The 14792-nt window shown below is 45.0% G+C and carries 14 protein-coding genes and 2 pseudogenes; 1 reads left to right on the top strand and 15 read right to left on the bottom strand.

What is annotated here, in order from left to right:
* Nucleotides 1-102: 102 nt before the first annotated feature.
* From EKN16_RS07795 to EKN16_RS07735, 13 genes and pseudogenes are all read right to left on the bottom strand, one after another.
* Nucleotides 103-636, bottom strand: a complete 534-nt coding sequence (locus tag EKN16_RS07795; RefSeq protein ID WP_221226935.1) for a hypothetical protein — start codon at nt 634-636, stop codon at nt 103-105.
* A 588-nt stretch (nt 637-1224) separates the two neighbouring features.
* The gene (locus EKN16_RS07790; RefSeq protein WP_125655163.1) at nt 1225-1740 is read right to left on the bottom strand and encodes a DinB family protein; all 516 of its coding nucleotides are present in this window, start codon (nt 1738-1740) and stop codon (nt 1225-1227) included.
* A 30-nt stretch (nt 1741-1770) separates the two neighbouring features.
* Nucleotides 1771-2289, bottom strand: a complete 519-nt coding sequence (locus EKN16_RS07785; protein ID WP_311547875.1) for a VOC family protein — start codon at nt 2287-2289, stop codon at nt 1771-1773.
* A 71-nt stretch (nt 2290-2360) separates the two neighbouring features.
* Nucleotides 2361-2825 (bottom strand): annotated as a pseudogene (locus tag EKN16_RS33700) (IS110 family transposase); the annotation flags it as partial.
* Between the two features lie 165 nt (nt 2826-2990).
* Entirely contained in the window at nt 2991-3530 is a 540-nt protein-coding gene (locus tag EKN16_RS07775; RefSeq protein ID WP_125655161.1) for a GNAT family N-acetyltransferase, read from the bottom strand.
* A gap of 413 nt (nt 3531-3943) precedes the next feature.
* A pseudogene (locus EKN16_RS33695) lies at nt 3944-4081 on the bottom strand (hypothetical protein); the annotation flags it as partial.
* A gap of 53 nt (nt 4082-4134) precedes the next feature.
* Complete coding sequence (locus EKN16_RS07765) at nt 4135-5571, bottom strand: aldehyde dehydrogenase family protein (RefSeq protein WP_125655159.1); 1437 nt, start codon at nt 5569-5571, stop codon at nt 4135-4137.
* A gap of 21 nt (nt 5572-5592) precedes the next feature.
* A complete protein-coding gene (locus tag EKN16_RS07760; protein ID WP_125655157.1) occupies nt 5593-6429 on the bottom strand; it encodes a carbohydrate ABC transporter permease in 837 nt (278 codons plus the stop codon).
* A gap of 1 nt (nt 6430) precedes the next feature.
* Nucleotides 6431-7372, bottom strand: coding sequence for a carbohydrate ABC transporter permease (locus EKN16_RS07755; RefSeq protein ID WP_164522724.1), 942 nt, complete (start codon nt 7370-7372; stop codon nt 6431-6433).
* Between the two features lie 68 nt (nt 7373-7440).
* Nucleotides 7441-8742: an ABC transporter substrate-binding protein gene (locus tag EKN16_RS07750; RefSeq protein ID WP_125655153.1), complete on the bottom strand. Its 1302-nt coding sequence runs from the start codon at nt 8740-8742 to the stop codon at nt 7441-7443.
* A gap of 44 nt (nt 8743-8786) precedes the next feature.
* Entirely contained in the window at nt 8787-9554 is a 768-nt protein-coding gene (locus EKN16_RS07745; protein ID WP_164522723.1) for an SDR family NAD(P)-dependent oxidoreductase, read from the bottom strand.
* Nucleotides 9555-9647: 93 nt separating this feature from the next.
* Nucleotides 9648-11369, bottom strand: a complete 1722-nt coding sequence (locus EKN16_RS07740; protein WP_125655149.1) for a dihydroxy-acid dehydratase — start codon at nt 11367-11369, stop codon at nt 9648-9650.
* A gap of 39 nt (nt 11370-11408) precedes the next feature.
* A complete protein-coding gene (locus EKN16_RS07735) occupies nt 11409-12317 on the bottom strand; it encodes a U32 family peptidase (protein WP_164522722.1) in 909 nt (302 codons plus the stop codon).
* Nucleotides 12318-12500: 183 nt separating this feature from the next.
* On the opposite strand from EKN16_RS07735, the gene EKN16_RS07730 reads away from it, so the two are divergent.
* Complete coding sequence (locus tag EKN16_RS07730; RefSeq protein ID WP_164522721.1) at nt 12501-13259, top strand: IclR family transcriptional regulator; 759 nt, start codon at nt 12501-12503, stop codon at nt 13257-13259.
* A gap of 444 nt (nt 13260-13703) precedes the next feature.
* Here the strand turns inward: EKN16_RS07730 and EKN16_RS07725 are convergent, their stop codons facing one another.
* Nucleotides 13704-13973: a dihydrofolate reductase family protein gene (locus EKN16_RS07725; RefSeq protein ID WP_232016290.1), complete on the bottom strand. Its 270-nt coding sequence runs from the start codon at nt 13971-13973 to the stop codon at nt 13704-13706.
* Nucleotides 13974-13992: 19 nt separating this feature from the next.
* Complete coding sequence (locus EKN16_RS07720) at nt 13993-14787, bottom strand: alpha/beta fold hydrolase (protein ID WP_125655143.1); 795 nt, start codon at nt 14785-14787, stop codon at nt 13993-13995.
* Nucleotides 14788-14792 lie beyond the last annotated feature (5 nt).

The following is a 14792-nucleotide window of genomic DNA, read 5'->3' as shown; positions in this document are numbered from 1 at the left end:
AGCTGCGTCTTCTTTAGTGCTGTCTTTTTCTGCAACTGCGGATTTAATTTTCATGGGAGCTTAATGGCATGGCCTCTGTGCTGTTGGCCGCGGCTAACGATTTTACCGCCAGTAAATATCCTTCCAGATTTCAGGTGCAGCTTCGCGAAGCACATCGCCAGCGCCGTCCATTCCATGCTGTTCTATATACTTTTCCATCGCATCCAACGCCTTTTTAGCATTGGTCCAATCCATATATTTCTCTTTTAACAATTCGAGCGTTACACTGGAATTAAGTGTGTTTATCAGCTTCTTGACGAAAGGCTGGAGTGGTGTATCTTCCGGATCGTTACGTTTCCTCCCGAGAACCAAGATTTCGGTCTCAATATTTTCTTTGTTCATTTCATAAATTGATTCTCTGAAATTCATACTACTGAGGTTAATACCCCCGTCTGTCCACATTGTGACCATTTTCAGGATCCTTGTTTCGCCCCTAGTTTTCATAAAAGTGAGCATGTTATCGTAACCGCAGTCGGAACCGAATACGTCACGGCAGACAGCTACATATACGTTGCCGTGATCGGTAAGCAGCGCCGTCGCCTGTAAGTACGGTGCTGGTGTTTCTTCGGCAATATTAGATTTCAATAATTCGACCATAGTTTCAAAAGTCGGCATAGCTTTGATCATTCCTTTCGTTTGGCTCGCTTTTTACAATATAAAATATGTATTCGGTTTAACCCAATAATCCCCTTTTTCGAACACCGCTTTATTTTTGATAACTGCCTCTCGCACAATGAAGCTGCCGAACATTTTCGTGCGGCAGCTTCATGATGTGGTTTGCGCTATTGTACACGTTAGTGCATAAATTCCTAACTCATTGTTGTTACCTCAATTAACGAATTATTGGTAACATGTGGAAGACCTGCATTCAGATTGATATTTCTATCACGTTGTAAATAATACCAATCTGCCCGTTCGCAACGCCCAGCAGGACATATTTATCAAACTCTGTTAAAAGAAGTTGCGCGGCAGGCGTTCAACTGCTTGTTGGCAATCGGACAATGTTCGTGTCACGAATCGGGAATCGGATCAAGTTCTTGTCATCGCAAAATGACAAGAACTTGATCCGATAACTAAAAAAGCCCGCAGTTTACGCGGACTTCATTCAGACAATGTTCTTGTCAACCGACATTACAGGAATGTTTAGTTTAATCATAAGTGAGCAAAAAGCTTTAGAAAATCGGGCTATCTTATGCCTGCCTCCGCCAGTTTTTCGTCCAGCTTCGCCTTCTGGCGCAAATGGTGCCAGCTGTGCATACCAACCATCTCAAACCAATCACGCGCGTTGAGCCAGCCAAACCAGCCATGGCGCACCTTGCAAGCCGGATTCGACTCATATACGTAACCCGCCCAGTAGGCCAACTTCTCTAGCACCTGCTCCAGACCTGCTATGATTTCATCCTTGCTTTCGGGGTTGCATATCGCGTTGGGCGGTTCCTCAAGTTTCACGCGAATATTGGGCCACTCTTTTTCGGCAAGCGCCTTCGTTCCGTCTTCCGTCTTGCCTTCAGGCTCTTCGTGTGTTGCCTTGGTGCATGTTTCAATATGCCCGATATACTCATTCGCCACTTCGATCACGTGGATATACATTTGCCCGACCGACCATACGTTTTCTTTGCATTTAAATCGCAACTGCTCTATCGAATATCTATCCAGATTCCTCATGTATTGCTCGATAATAGCCGAACTATCGTTCAACATCCAGATCCTCTCACTGCTAATCCTAATTCATTACAGCACCTGCGCGATCTCCCACACATGCCCGTCCGGATCGGCAAAACAAGCCGTCCGCCGCCCCCAGGGGCGCGTTATCGGTCCATTCAATAACTTAACGCCCCGCACTTCCAGCTCATCGCATACCCGGTTAACGTCTGGCACTTGGATCGTGAACTGAAACCGCGTGCCATCTCCGCCGCGCCCAACCTGCGCCGGCTCAATCAACTTGCGGGCATTCGATTGATTTAACAGATTGATGTTTGTATTGCCATAATCGAACACGGCGCAGCTTTCATCTTCATATATGATCGCAAGTTTGAACGTCTCTTGGTAGAATGCCTTCGACCGATGCAAATCTTCCACAAACAATGTGATTTCGGTAATTTTGTTCGCCCAGTCAGCTGTCGCCATCCGCATTCTACCCCATTTGCATTTTTTTACAATCCTATTTGGATCATACGAATTGCCCGTTCCATTGTCAATGCTAATATAGAAGCTGTGCTCAACGCTTACGATCCTGCGCGCATTGCGCATAACTGCCCGTTAATGTAATAAAGGCCACCGATCATACCGGCAGCCTCGTCCTGAGTGTTTATTAAATTTTTTCATAGTAAAGATTTTAGTCTGGCTTCCAAATTCTCTACAATTTCCATCCATTCACTTGAATCCCCCGTCTCCTCCCATAGCTCCCTCAGTTCTGATTCGCTTTTTACTCTTGCGATAGCATGACTAGCAGGCTCAAGCATTTCAACTCCTTGTCCTTTATGAACGTTTAGCCAATCATCCAAACCCTCAGAGTAATTGGAACCAGACTTTATTTCCTCGCCTCTAGCTCGTTCTTCAATGATGCTTCGGCGATAACGAACTAGTTCTCGCAGTTCCCTTTGGTAACGGTTCGGAATGAAGCTTGCCTTTAGCAGTCCATGACGAAGAAGTTGGGCTATCCATTCCGCATCTTTCACATCCGTTTTACGTCCGGGGAGAGCTTTCATATGCTGAGCATTTACAACTAAAAATTCAATATCTTCAGCTTCTAATAGGTTAACTATTGGCTTCCAGAATACGCCTGTTTTATTTTTTTGTTAACGTAATCTGCCCATTCAACGAGGCTGCCGTTAAGAAACGGCAGCCTCGTCCTAGTGATTGTTAAGCTATAGTTCTCCATTAGTGAAGCTTTTCGTCGTACAAAAAACTGCCCCAAAACTTTATTTGAAGACAGTTTTTTGTACAGGTTGTTACGTAGCAACCTCATGTTGAATGACTTTACTACATTCTAAAAAGTCTAACCGTTCCACTTGATACAAATCATAGATCTGTTGCGTATTATTTATCGATTTATATATTTGATGGTTTATAACATTTGCTAATTTGGCATACGATAGTTTTTCTACCGCCTTCTTCGATCGAATATTTTGTTTTCGGACTTTCAAAAATACCGTTTCGATATTATGTTCAAGAAATAGTTCAATAAAAAAGGATTCCTTCGCTCGTTGGTTATAACCTTTTCCAAAATAGGGAGTTCCAATCCATGTGGCTAAGAAGCCCGTTTTATTAACAATATCATATAGATCAATGGTACCAATGGGATGACCCATCTCGTTAAGAATTGTTCTAGAAATACATGTCTCCTGTTCTTCTTCAACAATCAACTGTTTGGTTATGAATAAATATTGTTCATAAAATTGGCATTTATAACGAACGTAAGGAAAAACTGCAGGGTCCGTAATTAAGTTATACAGTGTATGACATTCGTGCAAATCACGTTTTTTTAACATTAAATCTACCACCTAGTCCTTGTATATCGCTATATCAAACAACTTAAGTATATAAAAGGATGTCGGGGATTTTATTAATTCTATATGGTCATTTTGTTAAATTTATCGTAGATATTTCATTCCATAACACTCTGGTATATTCATCCATATGGTCCAGCATCAGGACCTAACTGCTCAAAACTATTTCTAATAGCCAGTACGTTCTCCAGGTATTCTGGTGATTCGGTTTCGACAAGATATTGAGCGTACATTAAATTAGGAGAATCTTACGGAAAGTACGCAGATACTGTTGATGGACTCACGGTTGGGCATGCGGGAACAGAGGAATACTCAGGAATATTCCCCCAATTCGTTTCTACTGCACGTATACTCCACAAAATCCTCGGAGGTTCACCCTCCCACGACTCAACGGTTACGGGCAATGCCGCTTGTGGACCAATATTACCAAGCCCAAGCACGGCAGAGCCATCGGTAACGACAGCGATCATGTTTCGCTTAATGGTCAACGAATACACTTTTGCAGGATCCTCATAAAGCGCCATACACACCCTATAGCTCTTCAAGGGCTGCGACAACTTTCCCGATTTGTGTATGATCCGTACCCCTAGCCAAAATAGACAGAACAGGTTTTTACCTGACTGTAGAACTCAAGAGCTGAGGTACCTTGCTCGCGTGAGTGAGAGCTTGATAATTTCATCCCGCCAAACGGCGCTTGATATTCAACTCCTGCTGTTTCCTGATTCACTTTAAGCAATCCTGCTTGCGCTTCCTCCATGAAACGCATCGCTTTAGTTAAATCCTGTGTGTATAGAGAAGCGCTCAAGCCGTAAACCGTCTTATTGCAAAGCTCTATGGATGCTTCAAAATCACGAGCACGCAGAATAACAGCAAGGGGTCCAAAAATCTCCTCTTGTGCAAGAGCATGCTCGACCGGAATGCCGGTTACAATCTTCGGGGCTATAAAATATCCGGACGTGGGATCCACCGAGCAGCTTCCCTGTGCTATGATCTCGCCGTCTTTTTCCGACAAATGCCCATAAGCCTTTACTTTTTCCCATTGAGCCTTGGACGCAACGGGACCTAAATATGCCGTTTCATCTAAAGCTGATCCAGCCTTTAACGCAGAAACACTTTTAGATAAACCCTCAAGCAATGGCTCATATGCATTTTCTTCCACAATAATACGACTGGTTGCCGTACATTTCTGGCCAGCTGAGCGAAAAGCTCCGCTAAGCAATTGCGGAATGGTTTTTTCCAAATTCGCATCTCTTAGAACGATGGCTGCATTTTTTCCGCCCATTTCCGTTTGATACTTGATATTCCTTTGCGCACAAGCTGCAGCAATGCGAAGTCCAGTCACATCGGATCCGGTAAAACTCACTCCATCCAAATCCGCTTTTTCCAGTAGGGCAGTTCCGACTACGCTGCCTACCCCGATGACCAAATTAAGAACACCAGGAGGCAGCTGCGCTTCTGCGAAAATTTGAACTAAACGCGTCGCAGTCAAAGATGCTGTTTCCGCTGGTTTCCAGACGATCGTGTTCCCGCAGATAAGGGCAGGAGCAATTTTCCAAATCGGAATAGCTACAGGGAAATTCCAAGGCGTAATAATAGCAACAACCCCGAGCGGCACCCGTTTCGTATATTGTAAAATATTAGCTTCGTTCGCGGGTATAACACTGCCATTGGCGCGTACCCCTTCACCGGCATAATAACGGAGTATTTGAATACCGCGCATCACTTCACCGCGCATTTCTCCAAGTGGTTTGCCCATCTCTGAGCTGGCAAGAAGCGACACCTCCTCCAGATGCTCCATCAGTAAATTAGCCACCTGAAATAAATATTCTCCCCGTTTAGCACTCGGGAGTTTTCCCCACCCAGGTTGAGCTTTGTTTGCCGCATCCGCAGCCTGTAAAGCCATTTCCGGATCAGATAAATGCAGCACGCCTACCTGATTAGTTAATTGAGATGGATTTATGACTTCCAAGCATTCTTTCGCAGGCGTTATCCAATCTCCACCGATCCAATTGCTGCTGTTCATGACTGATCCCTCCCGTATTTCTCACTTCGTTATACCGACTGTAATACCTTTGACAAGATATCGCTGCAAGGTCAGGAAACCAATAACCGCTGGTATCGTCGATACCAAAAGACCGGAAATAATAACCGGATAATTCGTCACGTACCTCCCAGCTAATGCCGCAATCGTCACCGTGACTGTACGAGTAGACGGATCTTGCAAAAAGATCATCGAAATCAACAAATCGTTCCAAAGGTTTATAAATTGCAAAATACCCAACGTAGCAAGAGCAGGCGCTGACAACGGAAGCATGATTTTGTAATAAATTTGGGTATACGATAGCCCATCTATCATCGCGGCATCCATCAGTTCGCTGGGTATTCCGGTGTAGAAAGATCTCATTAAATAGGCTCCAAAAGGAATGGAGATCGCTGTATATATCAAAATGATCGAGCTGTAATGATTGACTAGTTCCAAATCCGCCATATTGATATAAAGCGGAATGATAATAATTTGAATGGGAATCATTATGGTAGATAAAATAACGATAAAAAATTTATTGGAGCCCCAAAATTTAAGCTTGCTAAACGAATAGCCCGCCATGCTTGAAACGATCATGATGATCAGAACGGAAACGCACACGACAAATAAAGAATTCAGTAAAGACTGGAAAACATCGGTTTGATCCAGCATCATTTGAATACTCTCCAATGTAAAATGCTTAGGAAAGCCGATCGGATTCACCGTATATTCTTGATTGGACTTAAACGAGGAGACAAGCATAAAGTAAAAAGGATACAGACATGACATAGCAATGGCTAGGAGCACTACAAGCACCGGTATGTCCCTAGCGCGGAATTTTTTTGTCGGATGAAGCATGTTAATCGTCACCTCGCATAATCCGCTGTTGAACTAATGAAACTAATAGGACTGCCACAAACAAAACAACGCCAACCGCGGATGCCATACCAAACTTCATATTTTGGAAAGCTGTCATATAGATCTGATATTCCGCCGTTGTTGTGAAATAGCCCGGTCCTCCCTGTGTCATCACATAAATTAATCCGAACATCTGGGTAAACGCCATTACAATGCTGTAGACGGTGTAAAACTCAATAAACTTTCGCAGAGAAGGCAAAAGAATATAAAACAACAGCCGCCATCCCCGACAACCCTCAATAGCTGCCGCCTCCATAATGTCTGTCGGAATTGTTGACATGCCTACCGAGAAAATGATTACTCCTGTTCCAAACCAAGCCCAGATTGCGGTGGCAATTAATACGAATAAAGCGATTGTTGGATCAGATAACCAATCCTTGATTAAAGACGGCAGTCCGATTGCGCCAAGAAATTGATTGAACTGCCCATCATAGCTGAAGAAAAATCGCCAAACGATTCCAATTATAACCCATGACAACGCCGTAGGCACAAAAAAGATGACGCGGAATATCCTCCATCCCGGCGGTTCAAGATATAGTAAATACGCGGCAAATAGCGGAATAACTACCCAAAAAGGAACGGAAAGCAGTAAAATCAAATTGTTTCTGAGAATGACGTGAAATACGGTTGAAGAAAACAGCGAGGAATAATTCCTCACTCCCGTAAAAGTCGCATTAACTCCATCCCAATCAAAAAAGCTATAAAAAATAGCTTTGACGATCGGAAGGAAAATAAGCGATGCAATGAGGAGGATTGCTGGAAGAACAAACATAAATCCAACCGCATTTATGTTATAGCGTCCGAACAATCGGAGTCTCCAATTCCTCCGTGGCTTGATGATCTGATTCGCCTTATTCAACGATATTTCTGTGGCTTTGGCCATTGACATCTCTCCTCACTGCGTATCCAATCCGTAAGCGGATTGGATACGCGATTGGATGCAAATTTTCATTATTTTTCTTTCTCGCCAGCCGGCAGACTATCCCAAGCCTGCTGGATCACTTTAAGCGCATCGCTCGGGCTTACTTGATCCAAGGCCACAAGCTGGAATTCCTTCGTCATAGTCGACATAACTTCAGATTGAATTAAGTTGTCAAACATCGGCCAGTTTTTGTTTTCTTGCAAAATTTTGTAAAGCTGAAGCTGCAGCGGATTTTTCATCAAATCTGTTGATAATCCCTTCAATGCCGGGACCAATCCTTCTTGCGCCATAACGCCCATTACCGAGGGATCTAATGCGCTTTTAATGAACTCCAGCGACAATTCTTTATGCTTAGAATAGTTCGTAACCCCAGTCATAACCCCGGGATAAGCGACCGTGTAGCCTTTGGACGGGGCATTTTCGTTGTATACCGGCGGGAAGAAAGGCCCTACGTTATCCACGCCAAGAGCTTCCTGGAATTGTGGAATATCCCAACTGCCATCATTAAATACCATCGCCGCTTTACCTTCGACAAATAGCTTATTCGCATTCACTGTGGACATAGCATCCGTGTTAACGTAGCCGTTTTTATACAAGGCGGCCCATTTTTCCAAAGGCTCCACCATTTGCTGCGAGGTTAAAGCAATTTCACCTGTGCGCAGTTTATTAATGTCATCAACTGAAAGCGTATTCATCATGAAGTAAGAGAATCCTTGGAATGGCATGTACGCTGAACCGTTAAAGCCGCCGTCCGCAATCGGCAGAATTCCGGCATCCTTTAGCTTCTTGCAAACCTCGAGAAGTTCCTCGTATGTTTTCGGAACGTCTTTAATCCCTGCTTTTTCGAATAATTTTTTGTTGTAATACCCCATATAAAATTGTGTTTCACTCGGTATTCCGTATATACTTTTTGTGCTATCGAATCCATCCGAGGCATACTGCAATCCAATCAAGTTCCCTTTTTGCTCATCGGTCAAAACTTTGTTCAACGGCTCGAGAAACTGTTTATAACGCAGTGCATACAACCCCGTCCACAGATCGACAATATCCGGTCCGGTTTTGGAAAGTGAGCTTGCTTGGAACATCGTAAAATAACTCGGATCCTGCGTTTGGTGCACAACATTCACCTTAACGTTAGGATGCGAGTCTTCAAAGCGTTTCACCGCAGCATTGATCCACTTGCTTTCAGGCAAGCTTTCAGTGAACTGTGTCCAATAAGTCAACGTTACTTTTTCACCATCTTTGGATTTTGAATCTTTGGAGCTGCACCCGGAAAGAACAACGACTACCACAAACAATAAAGCCAGCAACAGAAATGACATTTTCTTCATGAAATTCGACCTCCATTTTTCAAAATGTCTGACCACTTGCCTACTTACTGTGCCGTATATCCGCCATCAACCATCAATGAAATACCCGTAATAAAGGAAGAATCATCCGATGCCAAGAAGAGCACAGAACGTCCGACTTCCTCGGGCTGCCCCAAACGCCCAAGCGGCTGAAGCCGTTGAATTTCCGGCAGCATAACCTCTATTCCGCCCTTTTTATCGATCGAGCGTTTAGCCATCCCGGTATCGATCCAGCCCGGACAAACACAGTTCACGCGGATGTTATCCTTGGCATAAGACAATGCCATTTCCTTGGTCAATAAAACGATGGCTCCTTTTGAAGCGACATAGGCCGCACCATTAGGTTCCGCAACAATCCCCTCAATGGAGCCCGCGTTGATGATCTTGCCTCCGTTTGTTTTTTGCATATGGGGAATGACATATTTCGAACAAAGGAAAACACTTTTCAAATTAACGGTAATTTGGCGGTCCCACATTTCCTCTGTTGTGTTAGTTATGGAATCGGTCTCTTCAATGCCAGCGTTGTTAAACAACACATCAATTCTTCCCCATCGGACTGCAATCTCGCCAACCATTTTCTCCACATCTGCCGACCTGATGAGATCACAAACAAATGGGACAATCTCTCCGTTATGGCTCGCATCGAAATCGTTTGCCAGCCTCCTAAGCCCATCCTCATTAATATCTACAGCCGCTACCTTCGCGCCTTCGGCGGCAAATAGCCTTGCGGTTGCCTCGCCAATTCCTGAAGCAGCCCCTGTAACGATAACAACCTGATCTGCAAAACGTTTCATATCCAACATCCTCCTCGATTTCCTTCAAAACCACCATTTTAATGATCTTCGTATCTTCGTATCTTCGTATGTAAAACGATGCAAAATCTCCCGCTATCCCCGGCCTATGATCGGCTCCACAAAAGGTAATTCGTTTACGCTTTGAGGTCGCAGAAAATCGAAATCGCAGCCCTCCGGGGCTTGTAAAACATGGTCCGCATATAAACGCGGGTACCCTCGATGATGTCTGGGAACGGGACGTCGCCAATGCTGTAAACGCTGCAGGATGACTGCATCCTCCACTATCAGTTGAATGCTGCCCTGCAATACGTCCAATTCGATCATATCCCCATCCTCAACAATGGCTAACGGTCCGCCAATAGCCGCTTCCGGTGCAATATGCAGGACCACCGTGCCATAGCTGGTGCCACTCATGCGAGCGTCACTGATACGAACCAAATCCTTAATCCCTTGCTTCAGAAGCTTGCGCGGGATTGGAATAGAGCCCCACTCTGGCATGCCTTCCCCTACAGGGCCGCAATTCTTCATGACCAGAATCGAGGTTTCATCTACCTCCAGCTCATCGCTGTCAATACGTTCCAGCATATCTTCATAGCTATGGAACGTAACGGCCTTTCCTCTATGCTTAAGAAGCTGCTCCGAGCTAGCCGATTTTTTAATAATAGCACCATTGGGTGCTATGTTCCCTTGCAGCATTACTAACGTTGGCGCTGCTTGAACCGGCTCATCTATTGATGTGATTACGCCCGGAATCTTAACCGTTTCCTCGCCATATATCTTTGCAATTGTTTCTCCTGTAGCCCCTAAGCACGCAGACTCTAATAAAGGAAGCAGTTGCCTTATTGTTGCGGGCAAACCTCCTGCCTGATAGTAAGCATCCATATTAAATGAACCGCTTGGCTGCAAATTTACGATGAGAGGAATATCCTGCATCAGCGTCTGAATTTGCGCTAAATCCAAATGAATACCACGGCGTCCGGCTATAGCGGTCAAATGAATAATTGCATTCGTCGAGCCTCCGAGCGCAGCCAGCAATTTAAACGCGTTATGAAATGCAGATGGGGTCATTAGATCCGAAGGTCGCAGATCCTGTTGAACCATCTCAACGATCCTTTTTCCTGTTGCAATGGCCGCCTCCACTCTTCTCGAGTCGACAGCTGGGATGCAGGCAGTTCCGGGCAGCATCATGCCTAACATCTCTGACATACACTTTATTGTGCTTGCACTGCCCATGACCGCGCAGCCGCCAGCACTGCAAGACATACAGCCTTCTAGCTCATCCCATTCCTGCTGTTTCAGTAAACCTGCTTTATACTCATCGAGGTATTTCCATAAATCTGTGGCATAGGTAACGGTTTCACCCCTAAACGTCCCGGATGAACGATGCCCAGCCGCCAGTTGAATCGCCGGTATGTTGCAGCTTGCCGCCGCCATTAATTGAGCAGGCGTTGTTTTGTCGCATTCCGCTAATAAGACAAGTCCATCGATGGGCTGAGACCGTACCATTTCTTCGACGTCCATCGCCATCAAATTACGATAGACCAGATCCGAGGGCTTCATTAAATCGGCAGGAGTCGTAATGGTGTGGAACTCCATCGGATAACCGCCCGCCATGATTACGCCTTTCTTGACCCATTCTACTAGTTCCTTATGCGGCATATTGCAATTATTAAAATCGCTCCATGAGTTTGCAATCCCGATAATGGGTTTGCCTATATAATTTTCCGGCAAGTGGCCGATCGTACGCAGCGCAGAACGATGCTGAAAGGTATTGTCCGGCGCTCCTTGGAACCACTCTTCGCTGCGCAAACGCATTCCACCACACCCTGTCTTTTCTTAATATGCTTTTCTTTCTTATACAATTACTGGAACGCCCTTGCGGTTTTTAACGTTCGGTGAAATGAAGGACATATATCCATCATGGCTCAAAATCTCCAAGCCGATTGCGGCCAGCCGAATCCGCTCCCGAACCTGCAAATCCGCTTTTTCCTGCGTATGAATGCCGATTGGATCCGTCAATTCCTCTGTGCTTAATCCAAACTTCAAATTCACCGGAGCCGCAATATTCACGATATCCTGCAGCTCGTAGAACCGGTTGCTCCCTCCCATGCCTGTTGGCGCCTCAATATATAAATCCATTGGAGTTTGAATGGAATGACGAAGTGCCGCAATCGTACCCAGCGATAAATCCACCGGCAGATTAAACGAATCGATACCTAAATTTTCAAGCACCTTCGCTGAAGCCGGCGTTCCGTAACCCATGGATACGGATGTTTTAATTACAACATCAGCCGGAATCTCACCAAGCTCTCGCAGCTGACTCAACACCCAAATCAAGCCTTCGTCGGAAATCAAGAAGCCGCGAATGCCTGCGTCAATAGCCCGTTTCACATCTTCAAGGGCATATAGCAGCTGCGTTGCGCCTTGCAGTCGCTTTCTGGTTGAACCGCCTGCTTCACTGCGGGCTTGAGCTCCCATTCCGGTATCGCCTCGAACCCCGATAAAAAGGAAAACCTCAATGCCCCGATCAGCTCCAATTGCAGCCATTTGACGCAAATCCTTATCCAAAAGCTTCATAATTCCTGTTCCCTGCGATACACGATGAACCGGCACGCCCAGCTTGTCGGCTTCTTCGATCATCACTTCAAAAACGCCTGGATTCTCGACTTCTGGAATCTCCACCCTGAACTTTCCGCCATCTTCAAAGGTTCTTGTTGAATGAGGCAAATCGTTTAAATCCGGCGTTAAATTTAATTTCTTCATCCATTGATGGGGTCTTTCAAACATAGGGCTCACTCTCTTTCGTGTATTTATTTAGTGTTCTAATTACAAGAACAATGTTCTATATACAAATATATACTCCATGATTAAAAGTTTATGATAATACAAATTCCCTCACTTATTACAAGAGGGTTATTCTATTTCAGGTCAAGGGGAGCGATTGTAATGCCTAAAAAGGGAAACTCAGAAAGCAGCGCCACGTTGATTTTAAATACACTTGAGATCATGATAAATAAAGAAAAAACGGGTGTTAGAGAACTTTCGCGAGAACTATGCGTTTCTCCTAGCACCGCATTACGATATTTGCAGGAATTAGTAAACAACGATTTTTTGGAGCACGACAAATCAAACGCAGCTTACACTCCCGGTTTACGCCTTTTGCAGCTTTCCACGCAGGTCAATCGCGGGTTTACTCTACCCCAAATTGCTAGACCTGTTCTTGAAAAGCTATTCGCCACTCTTAACGAGAGTATTAATCTAGGCATTCTTACTAACGATATGCGGGAAGTTATGCACATGGATAAAATTGCTGCAGACCGTATGATTCGAATTGATACAAGTGTTGGCAAAAAAGCCCCGGCATACTGTACTGCACTCGGAAAAGCTATGTGGGCCTTTAATCCGATTGAAGACGTCATTAAGGCGCTGAAAAACTCTGATCTCATCCCCCTTACTCCCACTACAAAAACGGAAATACCCGATATTTTGCAGGAGCTTGAGCTAATAAGGAAACAAGGCTATGCCGTCGACAAGGAAGAGTACTCCGAGCACTTGGAATGCATTGCAGCACCTATCTTCAACAATAAAGGCAAAGTTGTTGCAGCTTTGAGCGTATCTGTTCTAGTCGTGCAGAAAAAAGATTCTAATTCAAAATTAATCCCCATTGTTCTGGATGCCGCCCAAAAAATTTCATCTCAATTATAAACAAGATATACGGAACATCCCCCTGTACAACTCGGGAAATCCAAACAAATTCCGCATCATTTGACAAAATTACCCTTTTTAGGACATCGTCCAGGATGAGCGTATTTAGTAAAAAATGAAAAACCCGCGCAGGGCGCGGGTTAAAATAGAGGTGCAAATGCCTCATTAATTATTTGGTTTCATTGCGTCGCGAGGCAATCGATTCCAGGATCGCTCGGTTTATCTTTATTACTAGCATAAAAAACTGCCGAATAAAATCGAAAATCGTCGGCAGTTTTGAAGCAATTAGTCGTGATATACCATTTAAACAATAATCAAACCCACGCTAATAATCGAAGCATATAATCCCTTTTATATTTATCGTTCCAGCGTTCTAGTTTTAATTATTTTATTGTACTTCCCGTTCCTATTAACTCCATATCCGTATATATAGATTCCTTAATATTATGAACAATTCTCTGTCTTCTCGATCCAGACAGCATGTTCGGCATGGTACTTCGATTTTGACCAGAAGGGATGCGCGGGTACAGTCGGCCAGAAGCTTTCCATCATTTGATAAGTCACACATCCAAATAAAACGGTGTCTACGGTGTTTAGCAAGTCGGTGACATAGTTCTGTTCTTCCTCTGTATGGATAATCCAATCCATTTCACCGTTGGGTCCTGTTACGAAGCCATCAAGCGATACGTGCATGAGTAAAATGATTTTTCTCATTGCTATAGTCTCCTTTGATTTACATGGAGAAAAAATCAGTCAAAACGGGAGCGAGGAAATCCGGAGCCACGTTATGATCCTGATCTTCCAGAATGTGGCACTTTGCATTGGGGAGTCTGTCCACGAGCGCTTTCACCGCATTTTGCTGGTACTCAGGACTTGTCCCTCCACCCACCACGAGCGTAGGGATCGAGACGGAAGACCACCGCTCGGCTGGCAATGGGTTACCCGACATGGTGTCACCCATGATGGTGCCATCATAGACCAACGTGTACGCTACATCTTCCATCGCCGGCCAGAATGGCGCGCTTCGCATCGGAGCAACGAAATCGGCAGGAACGCCTGCTGCCTTCGTCAAGAAATACTCGACTGCGTCGCCTCGGCGGCCCGACGTTGTCAGCTCTTTGAGCTGCTTTAAGTAACCCTTCGGCAGCGGAGGACGCGTATTGTCAACGACGAACGGTGGCTCGTACAATGCCAGCTTCGCGATAGCAAGCTTGCGAGCCACTTCGAGGGCAAGGACTCCACCGGAAGACATGCCGAATACGTATGCCGATCCGCCAGCCTCGTTGATGAGAGCTTCGATATCTTCGACTTCGCGCTCAACCGCGTACGGCGAAGTGTCGCCGCTATCCCCTCGACCCCGACGATCGTAATTGAACACGGTAAAGTGGGGTGACAGAAGCGAAGCAAGTTGCGACATCATCGGATCCGAACGAGTTTGAAATGCAGCGCATACAAGGATGATCGCCGGTCCATTCCCGGATTTATCAAATGCAATGGCGGTTCCGTCTTTTGAAATTACTTTTTTCATTGTAA

The sequence above is a fragment of the Paenibacillus baekrokdamisoli genome (genome assembly GCF_003945345.1).
Taxonomy (GTDB): Bacteria; Bacillota; Bacilli; order Paenibacillales; family Paenibacillaceae; genus Paenibacillus_Z; species Paenibacillus_Z baekrokdamisoli.
The sequence above is the reverse complement of the archived record's forward strand: the minus strand, read 5'-3'. Positions and strand labels throughout refer to the sequence as shown.

Excerpts from the sequence above, each read along its gene's own strand:
- EKN16_RS07795 (WP_221226935.1), bottom strand. The coding sequence starts at position 636 with ATGGTCGAATTATTGAAATCTAATATTGCCGAAGAAACACCAGCACCG.
- EKN16_RS07790 (WP_125655163.1), bottom strand. The coding sequence starts at position 1,740 with ATGTTGAACGATAGTTCGGCTATTATCGAGCAATACATGAGGAATCTG.
- EKN16_RS07785 (WP_311547875.1), bottom strand. The coding sequence starts at position 2,289 with ATGCGCAATGCGCGCAGGATCGTAAGCGTTGAGCACAGCTTCTATATT.
- EKN16_RS07775 (WP_125655161.1), bottom strand. The coding sequence starts at position 3,530 with ATGTTAAAAAAACGTGATTTGCACGAATGTCATACACTGTATAACTTA.
- EKN16_RS07765 (WP_125655159.1), bottom strand. The coding sequence starts at position 5,571 with ATGAACAGCAGCAATTGGATCGGTGGAGATTGGATAACGCCTGCGAAA.
- EKN16_RS07760 (WP_125655157.1), bottom strand. The coding sequence starts at position 6,429 with ATGCTTCATCCGACAAAAAAATTCCGCGCTAGGGACATACCGGTGCTT.
- EKN16_RS07755 (WP_164522724.1), bottom strand. The coding sequence starts at position 7,372 with ATGGCCAAAGCCACAGAAATATCGTTGAATAAGGCGAATCAGATCATC.
- EKN16_RS07750 (WP_125655153.1), bottom strand. The coding sequence starts at position 8,742 with ATGAAGAAAATGTCATTTCTGTTGCTGGCTTTATTGTTTGTGGTAGTC.
- EKN16_RS07745 (WP_164522723.1), bottom strand. The coding sequence starts at position 9,554 with ATGAAACGTTTTGCAGATCAGGTTGTTATCGTTACAGGGGCTGCTTCA.
- EKN16_RS07740 (WP_125655149.1), bottom strand. The coding sequence starts at position 11,369 with ATGCGTTTGCGCAGCGAAGAGTGGTTCCAAGGAGCGCCGGACAATACC.
- EKN16_RS07735 (WP_164522722.1), bottom strand. The coding sequence starts at position 12,317 with ATGAAGAAATTAAATTTAACGCCGGATTTAAACGATTTGCCTCATTCA.
- EKN16_RS07730 (WP_164522721.1), top strand. The coding sequence starts at position 12,501 with ATGCCTAAAAAGGGAAACTCAGAAAGCAGCGCCACGTTGATTTTAAAT.
- EKN16_RS07725 (WP_232016290.1), bottom strand. The coding sequence starts at position 13,973 with ATGAGAAAAATCATTTTACTCATGCACGTATCGCTTGATGGCTTCGTA.
- EKN16_RS07720 (WP_125655143.1), bottom strand. The coding sequence starts at position 14,787 with ATGAAAAAAGTAATTTCAAAAGACGGAACCGCCATTGCATTTGATAAA.